This window comes from Cohnella thailandensis, from assembly GCF_014212135.1.
Classification (GTDB): Bacteria; Bacillota; Bacilli; order Paenibacillales; family Paenibacillaceae; genus Cohnella; species Cohnella thailandensis.
Genome location: NZ_JACJVQ010000015.1, coordinates 115638 through 140665 on the forward strand (window position 1 = coordinate 115638; position 25028 = coordinate 140665).

The 25028-nt window shown below is 58.3% G+C and carries 20 protein-coding genes; 8 read left to right on the plus strand and 12 right to left on the minus strand.

Translation table 11 applies throughout. The features are described 5' to 3' along the window. Positions 1-2 precede the first annotated feature (2 nt). From pnpS to rsgA, 3 genes are all read left to right on the plus strand, one after another. Positions 3-1802, plus strand: coding sequence for a two-component system histidine kinase PnpS (gene pnpS / locus H7B67_RS17580; protein ID WP_185121163.1), 1800 nt, complete (start codon positions 3-5; stop codon positions 1800-1802). A 125-nt stretch (positions 1803-1927) separates the two neighbouring features. Next, on the plus strand, positions 1928-2659 hold the full coding sequence (locus H7B67_RS17585) for a response regulator transcription factor (RefSeq protein ID WP_185121164.1): 732 nt from the start codon (positions 1928-1930) through the stop codon (positions 2657-2659). Between the two features lie 313 nt (positions 2660-2972). Continuing rightward, positions 2973-4094, plus strand: a complete 1122-nt coding sequence (rsgA, locus tag H7B67_RS17590) for a ribosome small subunit-dependent GTPase A (protein ID WP_185121165.1) — start codon at positions 2973-2975, stop codon at positions 4092-4094. A gap of 310 nt (positions 4095-4404) precedes the next feature. Here the strand turns inward: rsgA and H7B67_RS17595 are convergent, their stop codons facing one another. From H7B67_RS17595 to H7B67_RS17640, 10 genes are all read right to left on the minus strand, one after another. Then, positions 4405-6387: an alginate lyase family protein gene (locus tag H7B67_RS17595; protein WP_185121166.1), complete on the minus strand. Its 1983-nt coding sequence runs from the start codon at positions 6385-6387 to the stop codon at positions 4405-4407. Next, entirely contained in the window at positions 6384-6725 is a 342-nt protein-coding gene (locus H7B67_RS17600) for a cupin domain-containing protein (RefSeq protein ID WP_185121167.1), read from the minus strand. Before H7B67_RS17600 ends, H7B67_RS17595 begins: the two co-directional genes overlap by 4 nt. Before the next feature lie 103 nt (positions 6726-6828). Then, the gene (locus H7B67_RS17605) at positions 6829-8244 is read right to left on the minus strand and encodes an extracellular solute-binding protein (protein ID WP_185121168.1); all 1416 of its coding nucleotides are present in this window, start codon (positions 8242-8244) and stop codon (positions 6829-6831) included. Positions 8245-8365: 121 nt separating this feature from the next. After that, positions 8366-9964, minus strand: coding sequence for a helix-turn-helix domain-containing protein (locus tag H7B67_RS17610; RefSeq protein WP_185121169.1), 1599 nt, complete (start codon positions 9962-9964; stop codon positions 8366-8368). Next, positions 9949-11727 carry a sensor histidine kinase gene (locus tag H7B67_RS17615; RefSeq protein WP_185121170.1) on the minus strand — a complete coding sequence of 593 codons (1779 nt, stop codon included), beginning with the start codon at positions 11725-11727 and terminating at the stop codon, positions 9949-9951. The genes H7B67_RS17610 and H7B67_RS17615 overlap by 16 nt, the downstream gene beginning before the upstream one ends. A 38-nt stretch (positions 11728-11765) precedes the next feature. Beyond that, on the minus strand, positions 11766-12611 hold the full coding sequence (locus H7B67_RS17620; RefSeq protein ID WP_185121171.1) for a carbohydrate ABC transporter permease: 846 nt from the start codon (positions 12609-12611) through the stop codon (positions 11766-11768). A 19-nt stretch (positions 12612-12630) separates the two neighbouring features. Continuing rightward, positions 12631-13515: a carbohydrate ABC transporter permease gene (locus tag H7B67_RS17625; protein WP_185121172.1), complete on the minus strand. Its 885-nt coding sequence runs from the start codon at positions 13513-13515 to the stop codon at positions 12631-12633. A gap of 242 nt (positions 13516-13757) precedes the next feature. Next, the gene (locus tag H7B67_RS17630; RefSeq protein ID WP_185121173.1) at positions 13758-14480 is read right to left on the minus strand and encodes an ATP-binding cassette domain-containing protein; all 723 of its coding nucleotides are present in this window, start codon (positions 14478-14480) and stop codon (positions 13758-13760) included. Further along, entirely contained in the window at positions 14473-15933 is a 1461-nt protein-coding gene (locus tag H7B67_RS17635) for an ABC transporter permease subunit (protein ID WP_245363943.1), read from the minus strand. Before H7B67_RS17635 ends, H7B67_RS17630 begins: the two co-directional genes overlap by 8 nt. Before the next feature lie 130 nt (positions 15934-16063). Beyond that, positions 16064-16933: an AraC family transcriptional regulator gene (locus tag H7B67_RS17640; protein ID WP_185121174.1), complete on the minus strand. Its 870-nt coding sequence runs from the start codon at positions 16931-16933 to the stop codon at positions 16064-16066. A 149-nt stretch (positions 16934-17082) separates the two neighbouring features. Between H7B67_RS17640 and H7B67_RS17645 the strand changes: the two genes are divergently transcribed. The 3 genes from H7B67_RS17645 (at position 17083) to H7B67_RS17655 (ending at position 20455) form a co-directional block, all read left to right on the plus strand. Next, entirely contained in the window at positions 17083-18132 is a 1050-nt protein-coding gene (locus tag H7B67_RS17645) for a Gfo/Idh/MocA family protein (protein ID WP_185121241.1), read from the plus strand. A 203-nt stretch (positions 18133-18335) separates the two neighbouring features. Continuing rightward, positions 18336-19298, plus strand: coding sequence for a sugar phosphate isomerase/epimerase family protein (locus H7B67_RS17650; protein WP_185121175.1), 963 nt, complete (start codon positions 18336-18338; stop codon positions 19296-19298). 20 nt (positions 19299-19318) lie between these two features. Beyond that, positions 19319-20455, plus strand: coding sequence for a Gfo/Idh/MocA family protein (locus H7B67_RS17655; RefSeq protein WP_185121242.1), 1137 nt, complete (start codon positions 19319-19321; stop codon positions 20453-20455). A gap of 60 nt (positions 20456-20515) precedes the next feature. Here the strand turns inward: H7B67_RS17655 and H7B67_RS17660 are convergent, their stop codons facing one another. Further along, positions 20516-20941, minus strand: coding sequence for a cupredoxin domain-containing protein (locus tag H7B67_RS17660; protein ID WP_185121176.1), 426 nt, complete (start codon positions 20939-20941; stop codon positions 20516-20518). A gap of 201 nt (positions 20942-21142) precedes the next feature. Further along, positions 21143-21553, minus strand: coding sequence for a cupredoxin domain-containing protein (locus tag H7B67_RS17665; protein WP_185121177.1), 411 nt, complete (start codon positions 21551-21553; stop codon positions 21143-21145). A gap of 426 nt (positions 21554-21979) precedes the next feature. On the opposite strand from H7B67_RS17665, the gene H7B67_RS17670 reads away from it, so the two are divergent. After that, a complete protein-coding gene (locus H7B67_RS17670) occupies positions 21980-23734 on the plus strand; it encodes an outer membrane protein assembly factor BamB family protein (RefSeq protein ID WP_185121178.1) in 1755 nt (584 codons plus the stop codon). A 76-nt stretch (positions 23735-23810) separates the two neighbouring features. Continuing rightward, positions 23811-24989, plus strand: coding sequence for a carboxypeptidase-like regulatory domain-containing protein (locus tag H7B67_RS17675; RefSeq protein WP_185121179.1), 1179 nt, complete (start codon positions 23811-23813; stop codon positions 24987-24989). The last annotated feature ends 39 nt before the right edge of the window (positions 24990-25028 follow it).

The following is a 25028-nucleotide window of genomic DNA, read 5'->3' on the forward strand; positions in this document are numbered from 1 at the left end:
ACATGCACAAATTCCGGTTTAAGCTGACGGCGCTGTTTATGCTGCTCATCGGATTGACCGTGCTGGCCGCGGGGATCCTGATGAGTACCTCCTATAAGAAAAACCATCTCGGCTCTCTTAAAGACCATATGCTGTCGGAGATACGCGTGCTGAACGAAGCGGTGCCTTGGCCGGAGGGCCAGTCCGAGGAGCGGCAGACCGCTTTCTTGCAGGAGGCCGCGCGGCACTTCAAGGACATCGCCGACATGCGCGCGACGTTTATTCGGCCCGACGGAGTCGTTCTCGGGGACTCGGACCACGATCCGGTTACGATGGAGAACCACGCCAATCGCGAGGAAGTGGAGGAAGCGCTGGCGAACGGCATCGGAAGCAGCGTTCGCAAGAGCCCGACGCTCGATCAGAACATGCTCTATGTCGCGATGAAGGTGCCCGCCCAAGGCGAGCCGCAAGGCATCGTTCGGCTGGCCGTCAGTCTGAACGACGTAGAGAGAAGCCTCGGCAACATGTGGATTGCTCTCGTGTCCGGTTTGCTGATTCTCTTCCTGTTGGCGACTGCGGTAAGCTACCGGATCGCGCTCAGCGTAACGCGTCCGCTGGAGAAGATGACGGCGGCGGCGAAGCGAATGGCGGACATGGACTATAAGCTCCGGATTCCGGACAGCGGCAAGGACGAGGTCAGCGAGCTGGCCCGCGCGCTGAATGCGATGGCGGGAAGCCTTCAGCAGCAGGTGAACGAAATTCGGTTGAACGAGGTTCGGCTGCAGTCCGTTCTCGATAACATGACGAGCGGAGTCATCATGATCGGAGCGGACGGGCGTATCCGGCTGTACAATCGCGGGGCGGAAGGGCTGCTCGGCAGCACGGCAGCCGAGAGAACGGGGCGCAGCTACAGCGAGATCAGGCAGCAGTACGAGCTCGTCCAGCTCATTCGCGAAGCGCTCCAGGTTCACGAACCGATTCACGAGGAGCTTACTGTCTATTATCCGGAGGAGAAGCTGCTGGAGCTGAGCGCGATTCCGATGAGCATGAGCGAGGAAGAAGAGCCGGGCTTGCTGCTCGTTATGCAGGACGTCACCGCTATTCGGCGGTTGGAGAAAATGCGCAGCGAGTTCGTCGCCAACGTGTCCCATGAGCTGAAAACGCCGGTCGCGGCCGTCAAAGGCTTCGCGGAGACGCTTCTGAACGGGGCGATGGACGACAGGGAGACGGCTCAATCGTTCCTGACGATCATTCACGACGAGAGCGATCGGCTTAATCGGTTGATCGGAGATATCCTGGAACTGTCCAAAATCGAGTCGAGACGTTCGCCGCTCCAGTTCTCTCCCGTCGATCTTTACGCCTTCCTCGAGCGGATTACGGAATTCATGTCGACGGAAGCGACCAAAAAGAACATCGAGCTGGAGCTTCAGGCGGAAGAAGAGCTGTTCATCGAAGCCGACGAGGATCGTCTGGGGCAGATTCTGCTCAATCTGCTGCAGAACGGAATCAACTACACCCCCGAAGGGGGCAAGGTTAAGGTGAAGGCCGAGTTCGTTCCCGGGACGGATAAGGAGGGGCTGGAGGATCGGGTGCGCATCACGGTGTCCGATACCGGAATCGGCATTCCGAGGAAGGACCTGCCCCGCATCTTCGAGCGCTTCTATCGGGTGGACAAGGCCCGATCCCGAAGCTCGGGCGGGACGGGGCTGGGGCTGTCGATCGTGAAGCACTTGGCGGAGCTGCACCATGGCACCATTCGCGTGGAGAGTACGGTCGGAGTCGGCTCGCAATTTATTTTGGAGCTTCCGCTCTTGCAGCCTTGATTGTCATCATCGCCGCTATTTTACGTTCCGATAACAAATCGTTAACTTAAGATTAACAGTGGCATGATATATTGGCAAAGAGAGCATGAGCACAATACGGCTTTCCTGCCGGACCGGAGGTACCCATGTCGGACAAAGTGCTAATCATTGAAGATGAGCCGACGATCGCTCGACTCGTTACTTATAATCTCTCCCTCGAGGGCTATGAAACGGAAGTCGTCGGCAACGGGGCGGAAGGGCTGCATAATGCGATTCACGAAGATTATGCGATCATCTTCCTGGATCTGATGCTTCCGGGGATGAACGGCTTCGAGGTGCTTCAGAAGCTGAGACAGAACGGGGTCAAGACGCCGGTCATTATTCTGACCGCACGCAATGCGGAAGAGGAAGTCGTTCAAGGGCTGAAGCTCGGCGCGGACGATTATATCACGAAGCCTTTCGGCGTGGCGGAGCTGCTCGCGCGAACGTCGGCGGTTCTCAGGCGCACGCGCAACGAGGGCGATACGGAAACGGCCCGCGCGCCGGGAGGGGAAAAGGTGCTTACGCTGGGAGATCTGCAAATCTTCCCGGATAAATACGAGGTCCACCTTAACGGCCAATGGATCTCTCTTCGGCCTAAGGAATTCGAGGTTCTGCTCTATCTGGCGGAGCGGCCGGGGATCGTCATCACGCGCGACGACCTGATGAACGTGGTCTGGGGCTTCGATTATATCGGCGGCCAGCGGACCGTGGACGTTCACGTCAGCTCTCTGCGCAAGAAGCTGGAGCTCAATCAGCAGACCGTTCAGATCGAGTCGATTCGCGGGGTCGGCTACAAGCTGATCGTCAATCGCAAGTCAGGCTTATCCGGGAAGTGATCCGGGTAAGTCTTTTTTATTTTGCTCGATAAGCTTGACGGACGCGGATAGGGAGAATTATACTAATTTCAACTATTTAACAAGGAGGCTGATGTCGTATGCGCCAATCGATCATGAACGTCACGGGATTCACAGCAGCATATGCATCGGTCTCTACGGGATGAATGTAAGCTAACCGTTCCAGGTTGGTTTATTTTAGGACCGCGAGGGACCGCACAGGTTTCTCGCGGTTTTTTGTATTTGCCGCAGGGGGATCCTGCGGTTTTTTTGCGTTTAATCGCAACATTAATCAGGACAATAAAGGAGCAATCGAATGAATCCAATATCGAAGTACGTGAAATTAATCGAATGGGGCTGGAACGAGTCTTGGCAAGCAAGCTTCGACGCACTCGCTGCTTCCAGCTTCGTTAACAAGCGCCTGGAACCGGCTCGAGTAACGGCTCCGTTATCTCAGCTGTATCAGATCGTCGCCGAAGACGGAGAGAGGTACGCGGAGGTATCGGGAAAATTCGAATACGAAGCGAGTTCGCGGGGCGATTTTCCCGCGGCGGGAGACTGGGTCGCGGCCGAACTGCTCGAAGGCGAACGCCGCGCCGTCATCCACGCCGTTCTTCCGCGCCGATCGGCCATGATCCGCAAGTCCGCGGGGAACACGATGGACGAGCAAATCATCGGAGCGAACCTCGACTACGTGTTTATCGTTAATTCGCTCAATCAGGATTGGAACCCGCGGCGCTTGGAGCGGTACTTGATCGCGGTGAGGGAAAGCGGAAGCCTTCCGGTCGTGCTGCTCACCAAATCCGATCTGTGCGACGATCCGGCCGCGTTTATCGCCGAAGCGGAGCAGATCGCTTCCGGCGTCCCCGTCTTCGCCGTCAGCGCGATGCAGGAACGGGGCAGAGAGCAGTTGGAGCCGTATTTGGAGCCGGGGAGGACCGTTGCGGCCGTCGGGTCTTCGGGCGTCGGCAAATCGACGCTGCTGAATTGGCTGGCAGGCGACGATCTTCAAGCGGTTCAACGAATCCGCGAGGACGACGCTCGAGGCCGCCATACGACGACCCATCGCGAGTTGTTCCTGCTGCCGGGAGGCGCGATATGGCTCGATACGCCCGGCATGAGGGAGCTGCAGCTGTGGGATTCGCAGGGAGGCTGGCAGATGACGTTCGCGGACATCGAAGCGTTGGCTTCGCAATGCAAGTTCGGCGACTGCCGGCATGAGTCGGAGAGCGGCTGCGCCGTTCGCGCCGCTATCGAGGAGGGCGAGCTGGAAGCGACAAGGTACGCGAACTATCGGAAGACGGAGCGCGAGCTAGCCCGCCTGGCGCGCAAGGAGCAGTCCGCCGCCGCGCGGCATAAGAAACACGGCGGAGCTCGCGATAAGGAGTACGGGAGGAAGCCGAAGCACCGGTCCGGCACTGCGGACTTGGAGGATTAAGGCGCATCAACCAACCTTATCCCTGATTGGGGTACTAGGTGCGCCACATTGGCGGAAAAGTGAGATTGCGAGCGAAACGAGCGAAAGAGGTGCACTGGGTGCACCACATTGGCGGAATATCGAGACCGCGAGCGAAAGAGGTGCACTGGGTGCACCACATTGGCGGAAAGCGAGATTGCGAGCGAAAGAGGTGCACTGGGTGCACCACATTTGCTAATAAGCGAAGCTGCGAGCGATAGGAGGTTCACCAAATAAAAGGGCCCTCGCCCAAGGTCATCTAACATGACAATGGGAGAGGGCCCTATTCCTGTTACTCCTCAACCGCCCACTTCACGTCGTTCCGGTCGATCGAAATGCGGATCTTCCGCCCGGCCGCCGAATAGATGACAGAGGCCGATTGGCTCTCCGCGTCGATGGACAGCTCCTCCAGCCGGGCAATCGGGGAACCGTCGGCCGCGAGCTGCGGCAGAACGACGCAGGCGATGCCTGCCGTTCCGTCGACGGACCCGCCCATCGAGAGGACCTTATTAGGCTCCTTCTCGCCGTAGAGGCGCGAAATCCAGCCGTCTTCTTCGGAGGCGACGAAGCCGGAGCCGGGCCCGGCGTCATTGCCGAAGCCAGTACCGGTACGAACACCGCCGCCGGCCGTCGCCCAATGCATATCGACAAGAACTCCCGTCGACGGATAGACGATTCTGGCCCAAGGCGACGCGGTGCCATTGCTTGCAACGCCTTCCGAGCCGCCAAGCTCGACGGAGGCGTCCGGATGCAGCTGGAACCGCTGCTCGATCGTCCGCTCGCCGTCGCCTTCCAGCCAGTCCACGATGACGAGGACGCCGGCTTCCTTGCCGACGAGCGTCCATCTCCGGTGCAGGACGGGACGGTCCAGCCGGAGGTATCCATCGTGGGTCGCTTCGAGGAAAGCGAAGCTCGGGTTGTCGATCCAGCGCAGCGTCTCGCATTCCGCGACGGGCTCGCCCCAGCGCTGCGTCGCGACATACGGGGTCTGGTCTTCTCCGTCTACCGTTACGGTGTTGTGCGCCCGGGTGCTTTTGAAATAACGCCGCCATTCCCCTTCCTCGTACGTGTACCTTCCAGGATCGGCGAAGATAAGCTGGCCGTTCCACATCCATTCCAGGCTAAGAGCGTCGGCATGGCCGTGGGCGCCTCCCATCCCGGCCGCGTCGAAGAACAGATGCTGGCCTTCGCTCTTGACGAAGTAGTAGCCCGTTTGCTCGAAGGCGCAGCTCTCCGCGGAAGGGGAGAAGGCGGATTGGCTATCCCGCATCCGGCGATAGACGTCCGCCCCGAAGTGCCACAGCAGCTCCTCGCTGACCTCTCCGGCCGCAAGCAAGCCTTCGTCCCCGAGAATCGCTCCGAGAAGGCCGAGCGGCTTCCGGCCGTGGCTGACCCAATCCGAATCGCCGATCGGCGTCGCCTGTCCGTCGGGACGGATGGCGGCTTCGGTGAACGCCCCCATCCGGGCGAGCTTGCGGCCATACCACTCGGGGAACTCGAAGCCGGTCTTCAGGGCGAGCAGATAAGGCGTTCCGAACATGCCGATGCTGCCGTTATGGTAATGCGTCGTCAGCTCGCTCTGTACGCCTTCGTCCCCGACCTGGCGCAGCATGCACAGCTCCAGCCGCTCGGAGGCGAGCTGGCGCCATAGAGGCGAACGCGGATGGCCGGCGTGGAAGACGCCGATCATGAACAGCCCTTGCATGTGCATGATCGCGTGGTTGATCTCGGCGCTTCCCAGGTACCGGACCAGGTAATCCGCGTGCTCGGCGAGGGCGGAGAAGAAGCGTTCGCGAAACGATTCGGACAGCCGGGGGCTCGATTCGACCATGCGGTACGTCCAGATCCACGACTGCACGCGAAGGCCGGTCTCGAGCAAACGCCATGGGCCCGGTCGCTGGAAGTACGTCGCTTCCTCATAAGAGACTTCCGCGGGAGGGGAGTTCTGCGCGAGCCACTCCTCGAAGTGCCGGACGAACGTATGGACGTAATCTTCGCGTCCCGTGAGCAGGTAAGCCTTGCCCAGATCCTCCATGTGCCAGTGGCGGTTCAGAATCCAGGTGTATTCGAGATCCTGCGTCGGGTTGTACAGCCAGTCGATCGGCGCCCCCATGTCGACCCAGCGGTGCATCGCCATCGTGAAGGGAAGGCGGAATTCGTTGCGGCCCGCATGCTCGGCGACCTCGACGGCTTTCTTCGCTTGGTCGGGATAGGCTTCGGCGAACACTTTGGCGGCTTCTCGCAGTTCCTCGTGCGTCAGGAAGAACGGATTCATTCGCCCACCTCGGCTTCCAGGAAGTCTTGGCGCAGCGGCGTGAACACGTCCAGAATGATCGAATCCTCCAAAGCCACGACGCCATGGGGGACTCGGAGCCCCGCGTAGAAGCTGTCTCCGGCGCTCAGGATCGACTTGACGCCGTCCACGGATACCTCGAATTTGCCTTTGACGATGTAGCTGGTCTGTTCATGCGCCTCGTGGAAGTGAACTTCGCCGATGCCGCCCTTCTTGAAGCGGACTTCCACCATCATCAGGCTGCCTCCGGTACCGAGGATTTTGCGGGATGCGTAGTCGTCCACCTTGCGGCTGGGGATATCGTTGTTATGAAGAATCATGACGGGGGTCCTCCTCGTTCGTTGTCGGTCATAGAGGGCAAAAAAGGGCGCCGAAGAATCTCGGCGCGCGATAAATAACGTTGCGATAAAAGGGAATCGGCGATTATTGAGCGAGAGCGCCCTGAAGCTTGGAGGCGTCGAAGTCTGGGTCGGCCTCGATCTTCGTGGTGCCGTCCGCGCGGGCTTTGGCGAGCGCCGCGTTGTAGCGGGTATTCAGGTCCTCGATCAGCTTGTCGAGGTCCCCGCCCACAACGACATACTTGGTAAGGACGTCGCCGTACTTCGTGCCTTCGAGAGCGGCCTCCGTCGCGGTAAGCGGGGTGTCCGGGTAGAGGGCGTCGTACTTCGTCGGCAGGAAGCCTTCGATGCCGGGGGTTGAAGGGGAGGAAGCCGCTTCAATGACATCCGGAATCAGCGAGACGCCGTAGCCGTTCTCGTAATATTCCTTCTGCAGGTCGAGGCTGTACAAGTATTCGAGGAACTTCCAAGCCTTCTCCTTGTTAGGGGAGTCGTTGCTGATTCCGACGTACCAGCCGCCGACGACGTTGATCGCGCCATGAATCGTTCCGTCCGCGGTCGGAGGCGGCGCCGCGGCCCAGTTGACGGTCGTCGGGAATTGGTCCTTGTACACGGAGGGCTCGCCGGAATGGTTGATGTACATGCCGATCTTGCCTTGAGCGAACTGCGCGCGCAGCGGGTCCATGTCGAGGCTCTCGACGCCCGGAAGCATGCTGCCGTCTTCCTTCATCTGGCGAAGGGCGAGGGCGATATCCTTGACCGAATTGAAGTCGAACTGTCCGGTCTGGAAGTTGTAGCCTTCCGCGCCGGTCGTGCCGCTTGCCGTCGATACCGTGATGGAAGGGCGCCAGAAGCCGGACGAGCTCTTGAAGTTGCTGGCGAAGCCGTAGGCGCCTTCCGCCTTGCCCGCCTCGGTGATCTTCTTCGCGTATTCCACGAGCTCGTCGAGCGTCTTCGGAGCCTCGGTAAGGCCGGCCTTGGCGAACAGGTCCTTGTTGTAGATGAGCCGCCACGTCTGGCCCGTGTTCGGAAGAGAATAGATCTCCCCGCCGATCATATTCTTGTTCTCGATCAGGACGGAGGAGAAGCGCTCCTTGGTCGCGTCGTCCATGTAGGAGTTGAGAGGCGTGATGTAGCCCTTCTTCACGTATGTCTCCAGGTTATTGATCCGCAGCACGTCCGGCGCCTGCTTGCTCGCGAACGCGATGTCGACGGCATCCGGATAGTTGTCGGCCATGACCGTCATCTCGACTTCGATGTTGTCCGTGTTCGTCTTGTTGAACTCGTCGATCTTGGCTTGCATGAACACCGCGTCGTGACGGTCCGGCGTCCAGTACGCGATTTTGGTTTTCTCGCCGGCGTTCTGTCCGGAAGCGCTTGCAGAGGCGGCCCCGCTATTCGAGGCATCCGGAGAAGCGCCTTCGTTGCCGGAAGAAGAACAAGCCGTTAGTCCGATGACCAGCGTCGCGCCGAGCGCCGCGTAACCCCATTGCTTTACCACGTAGAAAAACCTCCCTTTGTCATGTGCGTTAGCCTGACGAGAGCCCGGTTAACTGACTCGATTATAGGACGGAACCCGCGAAGGGGGAGAAGGACATTCCTACTGTGCAGGGAGGAGGAAATCACTTTTTGTTCCGGTATTCCGTCGGCGTCAGTCCCGTGTGCTTCTTGAACAGCTCGCTGAAATAAGGCCGGTCCTCGTACCCGAGGGAGGCCGCGATCTCCTGCACCTGGAGCCCGTCGGCGAGCATCGCCTTGGCCTTCTCCATCCGCTGTTGGGTGACGTATTGCATCAGCGTCATGCCGGTCTCCTTCTTGAACAGATTGGCGAAGTAGCTCGGGCTGAGGTGAACCGATCTCGCGCAATCGTTCACGGTCAGGCTCTGCTCGATGTTCTCCTCGATGAACGTCTTGGTCCGCACGATCAGCTTCGCCGCGTCGCGGTTCTGGCGGTTCTCGAGCATGCCGCAGCCGAGTTCGCAATAGTCGTGAAGCTTCCGCTGCCAACCGCCCAGCGACAGGGAGGAGAACTCCTTCATCTCGGCCAGCTTGGTCTCAAGCTGTTGCCGCTCCCCGTCCTGAACTTGCTCCGACAAGGCCCGGAACATCGAGAACGCGAGGCCGTACAACAGGTTCGTCATGATGGCGGGCTCGGGAGGGACCGGGTACTGCGAGCATTCCATGAAAATATCGTCGAGCATCTTGCACGCCTTCTCGAGGTTGCCCGACCGCAGCGCGAACAGAAGCTCCTTCTCCTTGTCGGCCGAGAAGCGGGGAGAGATGAACCCGCTCTTCTCGGTGTAGGGAAGAACGCAATTGCCCCCGCTATAGAACGAGTAGGACAGCGCGGCCTTCGCTTGCTCGTAAGAAAGGTAGACGCTCTGGATCCCGTCCACCTGCGAGCCGATGCCGATCGAGACGGACTGCGACGTCCAGCGGTCGATATTTTCCCGGCAGCGCTCCAGCAGCTCCGATGCGTCGAGGTCTTCCGGAGGGTTGAGCACGGCGACGAATTGGTGCACGTTCTCGCGCAGCAGGATGAACTTCGTATGGGAGGAGAGCGTCTCCTCCAGCACGTTCTGCACGGCGAACCGGCCCAGTTCGACCTCCTTGATCGGCAGGACGCGGGCCTTCTCCTCGAAGTTGTCGATCTCCGCGACCATGACGAGAAGGGGCGAATAGGCCATCTCCATCTGGAGGAAGCCCCATTGCCGGTTCAACGATTCCAGGCTGGAGTCGTAGCGGAGGAGGCGGCGGCAGAACTCCTGCCTGAGGTGGGGCATGCTCTCGGCGAGCTGCCGCTCCATCTCGCGAAGGACATCGTGGCGCGACAGCTCGCTAAGCACGGCTTCCTTGGCCTTCGTCACGGCGTCGATCACCTGGCCGGGGGTAAAAGGTTTAAGCAAATAATCGAAAGCGCCGAGCTTAACCGCTTCCTGCGCGTAAGCGAAGTCGGTATAACCGCTGATGAAGATGATCTTGGACGGGATGTCCCCGTCCGCGACCAGCTTCACCATATCGATTCCGCTTAAGCTCGGCATGCGAATATCGGTCACGACGATGTCCGGCTTCTTCTCCCGGATCAGCGCAAGACCTTCCGCGCCGTCCAGCGCCGTCCCGACGACTTCGATTCCATGCTGCTCCCAAGGGATGCGGGTCGCGATTCCGTTCACGACCGTCTTAATATCGTCGATGACGCACATCGTTACGATCCGTTCCATCCGTAAACCTCCTTAGGCAAGGGGATAAGCAAAGTAACGGCCGTCTCCCGGCCGGGGTCGCTCTCCAAGGTCATCGACGCCTGAACGCCGTAATAAAGCGTCAGCCGCGCCCGAACGTTCGCAAGAGCATAGCCCTTCAAGGACGAGTCGGGATCGTTCATTCTCCGGAGCACCTGCTCCACGTCCATGCCGCTGCCGTTGTCCGCAACGCGTAGACGTAGATGGGCTCCTTCCCTGCGGACGTCGATCCGAATCATTCCTCGCTCCCTGGCGTGCTCGAAGCCGTGCAGGATCGAATTCTCGACTAGCGGCTGAAGCAGGATCTTCAGGATCGGCAGGGGGAGAAGCTCTCGATCCTCGAGCGAGATCGAGAAGTCGAAGCGGTCCTCGTAGCACTTCTGCTGGATAAGCAGGTATTGCCGGACGTGGTCGAGCTCCTTCTCGAGCGTCGTGATCTCGTTGCCGTTGTTCAGGCCGAGCCGGAACAGAAGGGACAGGGAGACGATCATCTCCTGCACGTCGGCGTACTCCTCGCTTTCGCTTTTCCAATAGATCGTGTTAAGGGTGTTGTATAGAAAATGCGGCTCGATCTGCGACTGAAGCGCCTTGATCTCCGATTTGCGCTTCTCCTGCTCCGACGCTTTGACCTCTTCGATCAGAGTCTGGAGCTGCTCAAGCATCCGATTGAACTTGTGTCCGACATGCCCGACCTCGTCCTCGTAGGGACTCTCGAAGCGGACGTCGAGGTCGTTCTTCTCGACCTTGACCATCAGGCGGTGCAGCTTGTAGAGAGGCTTCAGCAGCACGTCCGACAGCAGCTTGGAGAAAAGAAGGGCGATGACGACGCAGGCCGCCATAATAATCAAGATGAGCCAACGGATGTTCTTCATCGGCCGCAGAAGCTCCGCCTCGGACTGGATTCCGACGAGCGTCCAATCGCCGTTCATCGTCAGGTTGGCGTAATTGACGAGCTGCCGGTTCCCTTCGCGGTCGGTAAAACGGAAAAAGCCCTTCCCGGTGCTCTGGGACATGGCCGTCATGAAGCCCGGCTCATCGCCGAACGAGAGAGTCGATCGGGTGGGACGCACGATCTCCGAGCCGTCCGAAAACAGCAAGTACAAGCCAACCTTATCGTCAATCAAATTCTCTTCGACGATCTTCTTCACGAGCGACTCGTTCAAGTTGACGGTCAGGAAGACGTCGGGAGAGTATTGGCTGCTGAGCGGCCTCAGCAGAAGGGACAGCACTCGTTTGTCGCCGAGAAAAAGCGGGTCGTCGTGCGCGCCGATCCATTGAACGCTCCACGAAGGCCGATCGAGCCAGGAGCCGAACTCTTGACGGAAGTCGGACTTGGCGGAGCGGGTGTCCTTCGTGGAGTAGAAGTCGCCGATCGGCGTGTTCAGCAGGACGGATTCCACGAGCGGCTCGTTCAGCTTCAATTGCACGAAAGGAACCTGCAGCGCGGACAGGTTCCGGTAATAGCTGGCGTCGTTCTTCGACTGGACGTCCTTCATCGTCTGGACGAAGGCGTCGCTCAACATAAGGGTATAAGAGGATACGATGACGTGGCGGAGGTGCTCGTCCAGCACCTGGGCGGACTTGTTCAGCGTGTTCTGGCTGAGGCCGAGCGCGTTGCGCTCCATGACCCGGGACGCGAAGTAATCCGATAGCATCCCGGTCACGAGAATGCAGAAGACCGTCAAGAGGATGTAGAACAGCTGGATTCTTTTTTTCAGGGATAACCGGTAGTAGGCACGCTTCATGAGATCTCACTCCCCGCCTCCCATTATAACGCAACTCGTCATCCCTTCACGGCCCCGGCGGACACCTGCATGAACGACTTGTTGGCGAAAATATATACGATCAGCATCGGAAGGATCGACAGGCAAGCTCCGGCGAGCATGAGCTGCGTCTCCGAAGCGGAGCCGATGCTGTAGCGAAGGCCGGCGAGGCCGACGGTGAGCGTCTGCAGCTCGGGTCTGGTCATCGTGAACACGAGCGGCAGGATGTACTCGTTCCACGCTCCGCGGAAGACGAACAGGCCGCAGACGGCGAGAGCCGGGCGAAGCAGCGGCAGCACGATGCGCCAGAATACCGAGTAGAAGTTGCAGCCGTCGATCAGAGCGGCTTCGTCGAGATCGCGGGGGATGCCGCGGAAGAAGCCGATCAGCATGAAGAAGATCGAAGCGTGGGCGCTGATCAGGATGATCACGACGCCCCACAGCGACTTCTGCAGGCCGAGGCCGATCATCATGTCGAATTGGGGACGCAGCACGACGGCCCCGATCGTGATGAACAGCGTGCTCGCTTGCAGGACTACGTAGAAACGCTTGCCGATGAAGTTGGCGCGGTCGATCGCGTAAGCCGCCATCGTCGTCACCAGGAGCGTTCCGACCGTCGTGGCTACGCTTACAAAGGTACTGTTCCAAGTAAACCGCGAGAAGTTGGCCGCCTTCCAAGCGGTCGTATAATTGCCGAACTGCCATACCTTGGGGAAGATCGTCGCTCCGGTCGTGACCTCCAGGTTCGTCTTGAAGGAGCCAAGCACGGTGAGCGCGACGGGGAAGAGCATCAGGAAGGCCGTGAGGAGCAGGAACAGCCAGAGGATCGTTCTCGGCACCAAAGCCAGCATTTTCGCCGATGACATGGGGAGCCGCCTCTCTTTCTTAGTAGATTTTGTCCATTTTTCGAGAGAAGTAGAAGTACAGGGCCGTCACGGCGCCGACGATGACCGCCGAAGCGAAGCCGACCGCGCTGCCGTAGCCGAAGCGCTGCATGCTGGCCGTGTCCGCGGAGATGGGGAAGAACTGCTTGAACACGTAGAGGTACATGACGTCGGTTTTGCCGTAAGGGCCGCCGCCGGTGAACACCATGATGCTCTCGTAGCCCTTGAGCGCGACCGTGATGGCATACATGACGATCATCTGCAGGACGGGACCTAGCATCGGGATCGTGATCTTGAACAGCTTCTGCGACGCGTTCGCCCCGTCCAGCGAGGCGGCTTCGTACAGGTCGTTCGGGATGCCTTGAAGGCCCGCCAGGAACAGCAGCATGTAGTTGCCGACGGCGCCCCACACGGCGATCAGGATCGTGGTCAGCATCGCGTAGTCCGCGCCGAGCCAATTGACCGGGGAAGAGATCAGATGGTACTTCATCAGGAATTGATTGGCCATGCCGTTGTAAGCGTTAAAGATAATGAAGAAGACGATGGACATGACGGACGCGCTGATGATCGTGGGCAGGAAGTAGATCGCCCTCAGCAGCTGCCGGCCGCGGAACGCCTTGTTCAGGATGACGGCCAGGATCAGGGAGATCGGAAGCGTCAGCACGAGCTTGCCGCCGGCGTAGATGAACGTGTTCTTCACCGAGTTCCAGTATTCGGCGTCCCGCATCAGCCGGGCGAAGTTGTCGAAGCCGACATAAGTGGCGGCACCGTAGCCCGGATAGTCGTAGAACATGTATCTCAGAGCCCACAGGATAGGGTAAACCCCAAGCGCCAAGGTCAGCAGCAGACTCGGCATGACGAATACGTACGGTTGGATTTTTCTCATGGTCCGCAACCCTCCTCGAGTAGATAGTAACGATTATAGAAGAGGGGGACTTGGCGGCGGGACGGACGATTCCACTGTCTAGAGGGGAGAAAGTGACTGTGATGGGGAACAGACTGATGGGATGGGGAGTTGGCTGAATGGCCGGCAGACCATTACGAAGGAACGAAGTTCGTTTCTTGACGCAGAAAAAAAGCCGCATAAGGAGGAAGCGAAGCTTCCGAGTCCTATGCGGCTTCTTGCCGTTAAAGCACTTGCTCCAAGAATCGAGCGGCGCGTTCCGTCTGCGGCTTCGCGAAGAAGGCTTCGGGCGAAGAACGCTCGAGAAGAACTCCGCCGTCGAGGAAGTAGATCGTGTCCGCGGCTTCGCGGGCGAACTTCATCTCGTGGGTGACGATCAGCATCGTCAATCCGGAATGCGCAAGGTCGCGGATGACGGCGAGCACTTCCTTGACCATCTCCGGATCGAGCGCCGACGTCGGTTCGTCGAACAGGACGACGTCGGGGTCCATCATGAGGCATCGCGCGATAGCGACCCGCTGCTTCTGGCCTCCGGACAGCTTCGACGGATAAACGTCGGCTTTGTCGGCCAGCCCTACCCGCTCGAGGAGCTTCATTCCTTTGTCGCGGGCTTCGGCTTTGGCGATTCCCTTCACCCGGGTGGGGGCGAAAATCAGGTTGTCCATCACGGTCAGATGAGGGAACAGGTGAAAATGCTGGAACACCATTCCGATCCGCTGGCGAATCCGGGTAATGTCGGTCTTCGGGTCCGTCAGCTCGACGCCGTCCACGACGATGGTTCCGCCGGTAGGCACTTCGAGCAGATTGAGGCAGCGAAGGAAGGTCGACTTGCCGGAGCCGGACGGCCCGATGATCGCCACGACCTCTCCGCGCTCGACCGTCGTCGAGATTCCTCTCAGCACCTCCAGCTTGCCGAACGATTTCGTTACGTTTTCCACTTTAATCACTGCGGCGCATCCTCCTTTCTAGCAATCGGGCAACCGAGGTCAGCGCGAGCACCAGCACGTAATAGATGGCCCCGACGACGAGAAGCGGCTCGAACGCTAGGAACGTGTTCGCCTGCACGACGGTAGCTCTTCTCATCAGGTCCGCCACCCCGATCACGGAGACGAGGGACGACTCCTTGACGAGCGCCACGCATTCGTTCACGAGCGCGGGCAGGATGTTCTTGACCGCTTGCGGCATGATGATGCTGAACATCATCGTCCGGTAAGGGATGCCGAGCGACAGGGCCGCCTCCCGCTGCCCCTTGTCGACCGCCAGGATGCCGCCCCGGATCGTCTCGGACAGATAAGCGGCGGAGTTCAAGCCGAACGCGAGTCCGGCGGCCAGCAGGGGCGGAATGTTGTAGCCGGTCAATTGAGGAACGGCATAATAAATCAAGGCCAGCTGCAGAAGCAAAGGGGTTCCCCGGAAAATAGACGTGTAGACGGTGGAGAAGCCGCGGAGCACGGCCACCTTCGACAGCTTGAACAGAGACAGGATCGCGCCCCATACGAAGCCGAACGCCGCGGAGACGAGCGTGAACAGCAGCGTCACATAGACGCCGCGGAGAATATACCCGAAGTATTTCTCCAAACGTTCGAAGTGCAGGCCGCCTCCCTTGCCCATGGTGCCGGCGGTCGATTCCGTTCCGAACCACTTGTCGATCATCTGCTGAAGGGTGCCGTCGTCTTTGAGCTCCTGAAGCGCCTTATTGAACGGCTCGGTCAGCTCGGAGCCCTTCGGGAACGCGATCGCGTAGCCCTCTCCTTCGTCGCTCGCAGGAATAGCCGCGATCTTCAAGTCCTCGTTGGCCCCGGCATACCCGGCGGCGACGGCATCCTCGACGATGACGGCGTCGACCCGGTCCGCCTTCAGCGCCTGGATCAGGTCGGGAATCTTATTCAGCTTCAGGACGTCCGGCTTCTCGATCCCGGAGACGACGTTCTCTTGAGTCGAGCCGAGCTGCACGCCGACCTTCTTGCCGGCCAGATCGTCGAGGCTATCGTAGCCGGAATCCTTCAAGCTGACGATCATGTTGCTCGCGACGTAATAAATATCGGAGAAATCCACGCTCTGCTTCCGTTCTTCGGTGACGGACATGCCGGACATGACGAAGTCGACCCGCTCGGATTGGAGGGCGGCGATCAAGCCGTCGAAGTCGGAAGGAGCGATCTTCAGCTCGTACCCGAGCTTGTCCGCGATCGCGAGGGCGATATCGATGTCGAGCCCGACGATTTCCCCGCCAGCGGCGGCGTCGATGTTCTCGTAAGGAGGATAATCCGGCGAAGTTCCCATCGTGATCGTCTTCCCCGCGGCGGCGGCGGACGGGGTCGAGGCGCCGGGAACGACCAAACAGCCCGCAAGCACGCAGAGGCAGGCAAGGGCGACGAGCGCCCGGCTTATTAAAGAATCCAATGCTTTCAACTTCCTACCCACTTCCGGCGCATAAATTAGGCGGCTGACAGAGCAGCCGCCATAGTTAATATACCCAAAAGCAACCAATGGTCACAATGCAGAAAATTATCCAAATCCAATCCGGAAGAAGTCATTCCCGTCCCCACGCCAGCATTTTTTTCTGAAACTCCTTCGGGGAGCAGTGGTTGAATCGCTTGAACATCTTGTAGAAGTGCGCCATGTTCGGCATGCCGGTCAAGTCGCCTACCTCGCTGATGCTCAGGTCTCTCGTCAGAAGAAGTTGCTCCGCCCGTTTGATTTTGCGAAAATTTACATATTCCGTGAAGGATAATCCCATGTTCTTCTTGAAGAATTTAACGAAGTAATAATAGCTCATGTTGGCCAGCCGGCAGGCGTCCTCCACGCTGATGCGGTCGCCTATGCTGTCCTCGACGTAATCGAGCACCGGCTTCAGGCGGATCCGTTCGACGCGGTCCTGATTGGCGAGAAGCCCCTGCGTATCGCTTCGGATCAGAACGAGCAAGATCTTCTTGATCAGCAGATTAACCGCAAGCTCGTATCCGCTGTCCTTGGTCAACGTCTCCCGATAGATCTCTTCGATGCAGCGGGCCACCTCTTGCCTGGCGGACGGATTCTCCCGGAAAACGTAGTTCATCGTGCTGAGCGGAACCTTGGTCTCGTTGAAGTATTGCAGGTAGGGGATCGTGCTCTGGTCGAAGAACGTCTGCAAATCGAATTGCAGGACGGTATATTGAACCTTCTCCTCGTGGCTCCGGTCCCGGTGCAGCTGCGAGCTTCCGAGCACGATGACGTCGCCCGACCGCAGGGAATGAATCTCGCCCGCCGCTTCGACGTCCAGTTGACCGCTTTGTATCAGCAGCAGCTCGCATTCCGGATGATGGTGCCAGTCGTAGAGGATATGGGGAGCTCTCGTCGCCTGCCATATCTTAATGGAGAGCAGCGGGTTCTCGTATTGGATCTTCTCGGGTAGGACCTGCATGTCGAAAGTAGCCCCCTAATGACAAAATAGCATAATGCCGTCCCATCATTGGCAATGGGAATCCATCGGAAAGTTGCTATACTTGAATTGTAGAAGAGAACAAGCATCCATGCAAGGAGGACACGATTGTGAGCGTAGTTCATGTCGGCATGATCGGCTGCGGCGGGATTGCCTATGGCAAACATTTTCCATCGCTGGCCAAAATTCCGGAAGTTCGCTTGACGGCGTTCTTCGATGTTTCGGCGGAGAGGGCCCACGATGCCAAGGAGAAATTCGGAACGCCCGATGCCAAGGTTTATTCCAGCGTGCAAGACCTCCTGAACGATCCTGACGTCCAGGTTGTACACGTGTGCACTCCGAACGACACGCATGCGGAGATCTCGATCGCGGCGATGGAAGCGGGCAAGCACGTGCTCTGCGAGAAGCCGATGGCGAAGACCTCCGAGGACGCCCGCCGAATGCTGGAAACGTCCGAGAGAACGGGGCGCAAGCTGAGCATCGCCTATCAGAATCGTTTCCGCGCCGACAGCCGCTGGCTGAAGGAAGCCTGCCGCAAGGGCGAGCTCGGCGAGATCTACATGGCCAAGGCGCATGCCGTGCGCCGTCGCGCGGTTCCGACTTGGGGCGTGTTCCTCGATAAGGAGAAGCAGGGCGGAGGACCGCTTATCGACATCGGGACCCATGCTCTCGATATCGCGCTGTGGATGATGGATAACTATGAGCCGAAGAACGTTCTGGGCACGACCTACCGCAAGCTGGCGGAGCAGGGCAGCCCGGCTAACGCCTGGGGCAATTGGGATCCCGCGAAGTTCACGGTCGAGGATTCCGCGTTCGCCATGATTACGATGAAGAACGGCGCGACGATCTGGCTGGAATCGAGCTGGGCGCTTAACACGCTCGACGTGGACGAGGCGAAGGTGACGCTGTCCGGAACGAAGGCGGGAGCCGATATGAAGAACGGCTTGCGCATCAACGGGGAAGAGCATGGCCACCTGTATACGAAGGAGATCGTGCTCGGCGACCAGTGGAACAGCGCGCCTCCGAACGATTCGGCCGAGCGCGAGGCGCGGGCTTGGATCGATTCGATTCTTAACGATACGGAGCCGGTCGTAACCGCCAAGCAAGCTCTTGTCGTGCAAGAGATCCTGGAAGCGATCTACGAGTCCGCGGAGAAGGGGCAAGCCGTATCGTTCGTCTGACATTGCCCGGGCAATGACGGCAGGGCCGATCGGGCCGGAATCGGATCGCGGGTCCCGTGACAGCGCTTAAGACTAATAGTAAACTAGGCTTGATGCCATGCCTATCGAGGGAAGGAGGTCGAGGCGCCGCGTCGCTTCGATCTTCCTCCGGCTGGCAAGCCAAGACGCTGTACCCATCATTCCATAAAGGTAAGGTGAAGGTAATGAAGCTTGGAGTATTTCTCGTTTTATTCGGCGAACAATCGTTGGAACAAGCGCTCGATACGGCGAAGGCCGCCGGCATTCAGACCGTCGAGCTCGGCACCGGAGGGTTTCCGGGTACCGCGCACGTGAACGCGGCGGCCGTTCTGAATGACGAAGCCCAAATCGCAAGAATCAAGGATGCGGTCGAATCGCGCGGCTTGTCCATCAGCGCGCTCAGCGTCCACGGCAACCCGTTGCACCCGGATGAAAGCGTAGCCAAAGCGCATCACGACGACTTCGTCGCCACGGTGCTGCTCGCCGAGAAGCTTGGCGTCGATACGGTCATCACGTTCTCGGGATGCCCGGGAGAATCGCCGAACTCCAAATATCCGTCCTGGGTGACCTGCCCATGGCCGCCGGATTTCCTGACGGTGCTCGAATGGCAATGGAACGAGGTGGCCATTCCGTACTGGAAGGAGCAATCCGAGTTCTGCCGCAAGCATGGCGTAAGGGTCGCGATCGAATCCCATCCGGGTTTCCTTGTCTACAACACGGAGACGGCGCTGAAGCTTCGCCGCGAAGCGGGAGACAATATCGGCGTCAACTTCGATCCGTCCCACTTGTTCTGGCAGGGAATGGACCCGATCGAGTGCGTAAAGGCGCTTGCCGATTCCATCTACCACGTGCATGCCAAGGATACGAAGATCGACGCGCGCAATACCGCGCTTAACGGCGTTCTCGACACGAAGCATTACGGCGACATCCTGAACCGCTCGTTCGTGTTCCGCACCGTCGGGTACGGGCATGACGACGAGTTCTGGAAGTCCCTGATCAGCACGCTGCGCGTAGTCGGCTACGACGGCGCGATCAGCATCGAGCACGAAGACGGCATCATGAGCGTGAACGAAGGGTTCACGAAGGCCGCTAACTTCTTGAACGGACTCATTCTGAAAGAAAGCGCTGGTGAGATGTGGTGGGCGTAAACAATAAAATCAACGTCGGCATGGTCGGCTACAAGTTCATGGGCAAAGCCCATAGCAACGCTTATAAGCAAGTGAACATGTTCTTCGATCCCGACGCGGAAGTCGTCATGAAGGCGATCTGCGGCCGCGACGAGCAAGGCGTCAAGGCCGCCGCCGAGAAGTTCGGCTGGGAAGGCTACGAGACCGACTGGCGCAAGCTGGTGAAGCGCGACGATATCGACTTTATCGACATCAACGCGCCGAGCGACGCGCATAAGGAGATCGCGCTTGCCGCGATCGCCGAAGGCAAGCACGTCTTCTGCGAGAAGCCGCTTGCTCTTAATCTATCGGATGCTCGCGAGATGCTTGCGGCTGCGGAGAAAGCGGGAGTGAAGCACGGAATCTGCTTCAATTACCGGTTCCTGCCGGCGGTTCAGCTGGCGAAGAAAATCGTCGACAGCGGCAAGCTTGGCGAGATCCATCATTACCGCGCGACTTACCTGCAGGATTGGCTCGTCGATCCGGAGACTCCTCTCGCATGGCGCCTGAAGAAGGAGATCGCCGGCTCCGGCGCCCACGGCGACATCAACGCGCACAGCATCGACCTCGCTCGCTTCCTGATCGGAGAGTTCGACCGCGTAATCGGCCATAATCGCACGTTCGTCAAGGAGCGTCCGGTGCTCGAGAGCTCCAGCGGCCTGACCGGAACGGGTTCCGCTACCGAGAAGGGCGAAGTAACGGTGGATGACGCGACGGCGTTCCTGGCGGACTTCAAGAACGGCGCGATGGGCATGTTCGTCGCCAGCCGCTTCGCGACGGGCCGCAAGAACCACAATACGTTCGAGATCCATGGCAGCAAGGGAACGATTCGTTGGGATCTCGAGAACCTGAACGAGCTGCAGGTGTACTTCCGCGAAGACGAGCCCGAGCTGGCCGGCTTCCGCCGCGTGCTCGCGACCGAACCGGAACACAAGTACGCCGGCAATTGGTGGCCGACCGGACACATCATCGGCTACGAGCACGGCTTCGTGCACATCGCTTACGAATTCGTTCAGCATCTGGCCAGCGGCTCTCCGTTCGCTCCGACTTTCGAGGACGGAGTTCGCTGCCAGGAGGTTCTGGAAGCCGTCGATCTGTCTATCGAGCGCGGAACGTGGGTAAGCGTGGAAGAGGTTTAAGCGAAAATAATAAAGAGCGGATCCCGGGGTCGTTCCGACCCTGGGATCCGCTTTGTTCTTTTAGGTTTCGGTTACGGTAAGCTTGCCTACCATGTTATCGTGTCCCGAGCCGCATTGGATGGAGCAATTGAAGTCGTAGGTGCCGGCTTTGTCCAACGTGACCGTCGCGGATTCGCCGTTCTTGAGGTTGACGCCCAGTTCCGGAATGGCCAGCCCGTGATTGCCGGCCGTGTTGTTGAGCGAGATCGTAAGCTTATCGCCGACTTTGGCTTGGAATTCGGCGGGTTCGAATTCGAAATTTTTCGCGTTGACCGTTATGGATTTGGCTTCGCCGCCGCCGGCGGCAGGAGTGCCCGCGGGAGCCGTTCCCGTTGCGGCGTTCCCGGCATTGTTAGCGTTGTTATTTGTCTTGTTTCCGCATGCGCTCAGCGCGATTAGGGCGGCGATCGCTACCAACGCCAGAAACATTATGGATTTTTTGTTCATCTTTTTGGACCCTCCTGAATGGTTGCTATACGTCATGTCATGAATAATATCCCCAATTTGAGACATTTCATTCTTGCGGACGGGATGCCATTAGACAAAAAAATTGCCCGCTTCATGGACATAAAGACCATGCAGAGGGCAATTCCTATTGCGGAGTCGCTTTATGATTGCAGGAATACTTAGGTGATGCTGGCTAGCGGATTAAGATACCGTGATCGTACCGGTCATGTTATCATGGCCGGCTCCGCATTGGATGGAGCAGTTAAAGTCGTACTTTCCGGCTTTATCGACCGTGAAGGTAGTCGATTCGCCGTTCTTCAGGTTAACGTTCAGGTCCGGAATGGCCAGTCCGTGGTTGCCTTCCGTGTTCGTGTAAGTCAGCGTTACGGTATCTCCGACATTCAGTTGGATATCCGTTTGGTCGAATTCGAAGCTCTTGGCGCTGATCGTAATGGCCTTGGCTTCGCCGCCGGCAGCCGCGGAAGAGCTTGCGCTAGCCGAAGGAGAGCTGGATGCGCTCGAGTTGTTATTGTTGTTGTTGCCGCATGCGCTAAGGGCGATTACGGCAGCGATAGCGACGAGTGCCAAAAAGAGATACGATTTCTTGTTCATTATCTTGCCTCCTGATGATAGACTCCCTTGTTTGTATCTTACCAGTAAGTATCCTGTCGATGGATCATTATACGCTTCTCTTCTTTAGATCGTCAATATGAACACCGCCTTCTCGCGTTAATTAGTCCTTATTACCCTAACAACACGAATTTGTCACATTACGCCAATGTTCGGACATAATTTTGTCAAAAAATCATTGACGGAGTGCACTTAGAGGAGTAACATACATTTTGCTTGTGAGTATCTTATTGGTAAGTCGAAGTTCCTGTCGCCATTATTTTTTTGCTTTGAAGTTAAAGGGTTAGGGTCTTTAGGCATGTCCGCTGCTGTTGAAGTAGCGGGTTTTTGGTTCGTCTTTAGACATGGGTAGTCATTAAGTAAGGGGACTAAGAGAGCTAAAAATTCAGACATCAGGAGGAATCGACTGTGAAGAAAACTTCTTTCGCGGTTATCGGCGGCGTACTGGCTGCCAGCCTCGCGCTTACGGCGTGCAGCAACGACAACAACAACAACTCCGGCGCCAGCGAGTCGCCATCGGCGTCTCCGTCGGCATCGGCATCGGCTTCCGCGTCCGCATCGGCCAGCGCCCCTGCGACGGTTACGGGAACCAGCTTTGAGAACTGGGGCACGTACGGATTCGATCTGAACAACACCCGTCATGCGCCGTTTACGGAGATTACGGCCGACAACGTGAACGATCTGGGCGTCGTTTGGTCCGCCGACCTGAAGACGCTGGATGCCGACGTTAAGAACGGCAACCAATCGTATCCGGTCGTCGTTGACGGCGTCATCTACATCTCGACGTCCGGCAACCAAGTATTCGCGTTCGACGCGGTAACCGGCAATCAAATTTGGCATTGGAAGCCGCCGGCAGAAGAAGCCGCCAACTACAGCAAGGCCGGCATTATCGCGAACCGCGGCGTAGCGGTAGGCGACGGCAAGGTGTTCATGCTCACGATCGATTGCCAGCTCGTCGCTCTCGATCAGAAGACGGGCGAACTGGTCAAGAAAGTGAAGCTGAGCGATTACTATCCGGACGTCACCATGGAGAACGGATACTACGAGACAACCGCTCCGCTGTTCTACAACGGCATCGTCTACGTAGGCAGCTCCGGCGGAGACAACGGCGTGCGCGGATTCGAAGCCGCTTTCAAATCGAGCGACCTGACGCCGGCATGGGACAGCCCGTTCTGGACGGTCCCGCCGAAGGGCCAGGATTGGCTCGCGAACAGCAATTTCCAAGGCGGCGGCGCCGTTTGGAACCCGCCTGCGATCGATACCGAAACCGGAATCATGTACTTCGCCGTCGGCAATCCCGCGCCGGACTTCTACGGGGAATCCCGTCCGGGCGACAACCCTTATACGGACTCGGTCGTCGCGGTTGAAGCGGCGACGGGCAAGCTCGTATGGGCGAAGCAAGAAATCAGCCACGACCTTTGGGACTACGATGCCGCGGCATCCCCGATGATCTTGAACGCAACGGTGAACGGCAAGCAGCAGAAGATCGTCGTCGAAGGCGGCAAATCCGGTCAATGGTTCGCATGGGATGCGGCTACGGGCGATGTCGTATGGGACGGAATTCCGTTCGCGAGAATCGACCACCCGACTCCGACTCCGGAAGGCGTTCTGGTGTATCCTGGCGTTCTCGGCGGCGAGAACTACGCTCCGGAAACTTATGATCCGGCAACGAATTACGTACTTATTCCGGGCGTCGAGCAAGGCGTCGTCATCAAATCCGCCAAGAGCCAAGAAGAATCCAAGACCGAATTCCCGGGAGCGATGGCATTCGGAACGGGTTACGAAGCGGCCGAGAACGAGGAAACCGGCTACGGCACGATTACCGCGATCGACGTCAACACGGGCAAGCAAGCATACCAAATCAAGACGACGAGCCCGCAGCGCGGCGGCTTGAGCAGCACCGATTCCGGCCTTGCCTTCTTCGGAGAGCTTGAAGGCAAAATGAACGCTCTCGATATCAAGACCGGCAAGATTCTGTGGACCTTCCAAACGGAAGGAGACAACATCCAAGCCGCTCCGGCTATCTTCACGGTCGACGGCAAGGAATATATCACGTTCACCTCCGGCGGCAGCAAGCCTAAGGTTTACGTGTTTGCGCTTGGCGGCAACAAGACTCAAGGAGCGGCAGGAACGGCCGACACCGGCAGCGCACACTCGAAATAATAGATAGAAGCGACAGTCGGGAGCAGGCTTCTTCTTGAAGCCTGCCCCGACTTGCGTTTAGGAAAGGAGCAGAAGCATGAAACAGTGGGGAGCCTTATCCGTATTCGTTCTCCTCGCCGCCGCGCTCGCGGGATGCGAGAGCGGCTCGAACGAGACTGCGCCTTCCCCCTCGGCTACCGTCAGCGCCATGCCGTCGGCATCGGCATCGCCATCGGCTTCCGCTGCTTTAAGCGGAGACATTCGCTTGGATATTAGTCAAACCTCCTTCGATCTTAAGCAATGGGAGCAAGATGGAACTCATAATACGACGGTAGAGGGGAAGCTGGTCGTCGGCGATTCTCCCGTGCAGAACGCCATTCTTCACGCGGGAGAGAACAAGAAGGATATCGTAACGGACGAAACGGGTTCCTTCGAGCTCATCGTCGACCAAAGCCTTCTGAAGGATACAGAGGTTAAAGTCGTATCCTTGGACAATGCGACGATCGGAGGCCGACCGATCGACAGCTCGGCTTCCGAGGAACTGCTTAAAGCCTCCACCTTCATCACGGTGAACTACCCGATCGAGATCGGCAGCGTTCAGCCTTCCGCCGCCGACGCGAGCAAAGTGGAAGTGAATGCGAGAATCAAGTCGCAGGAAGGCGACGTCATTTCGTTTTTCCAAGTGGATAAATATCGGATCGGCGGCGTCGTGAAGGATGCCGACGGGAATCCCGTTCCGAACGCGGTCGTTTGGATCGACCGGGACGAGGGAGAAGGATTCGGCAAGTCGACTCCGACGAACGAGAAAGGCGAGTATCAGCTGTTCTATCTCCCGGAGGCGGATGAAGGAACGAATTTAACGGTTACGATCGGAACGACGCGCTACACGTTGCCTGAAGGGAAGGTATTCCATATCCCCGACGAAACGAGCGTGTTGATCAATATCACGCTTCCTAAAGAAGGCTACGAGATCGTCGACAAGCCTCCTACCTTGGAAAGCGTAACGTCCGACGGAGCGATGTACACGGGGATTCTGGCCGGGCTTAACGTTCCTTCCGACGTTGCCTATACCGTTACCATTCCGGATAAGGAAGGCAATTTCAAAGTGACGGTGGATAAAGAAGTCTGGGAGCGGCACCCGACCTTCTTCGAGACGAAGCTGACCAAGTTCGTCGAAGATCGCGAATTGACCTGGGGAGATACGCTGGATTCCAGCTTCGTGGAGCCGGGAGCGAGCGATCCGAAGCACATCGTTGCCGAGTCTCTTGGCGCATAAGCGCGAGTCGTACTATTCTCCTATATAATAAGAAGAAAA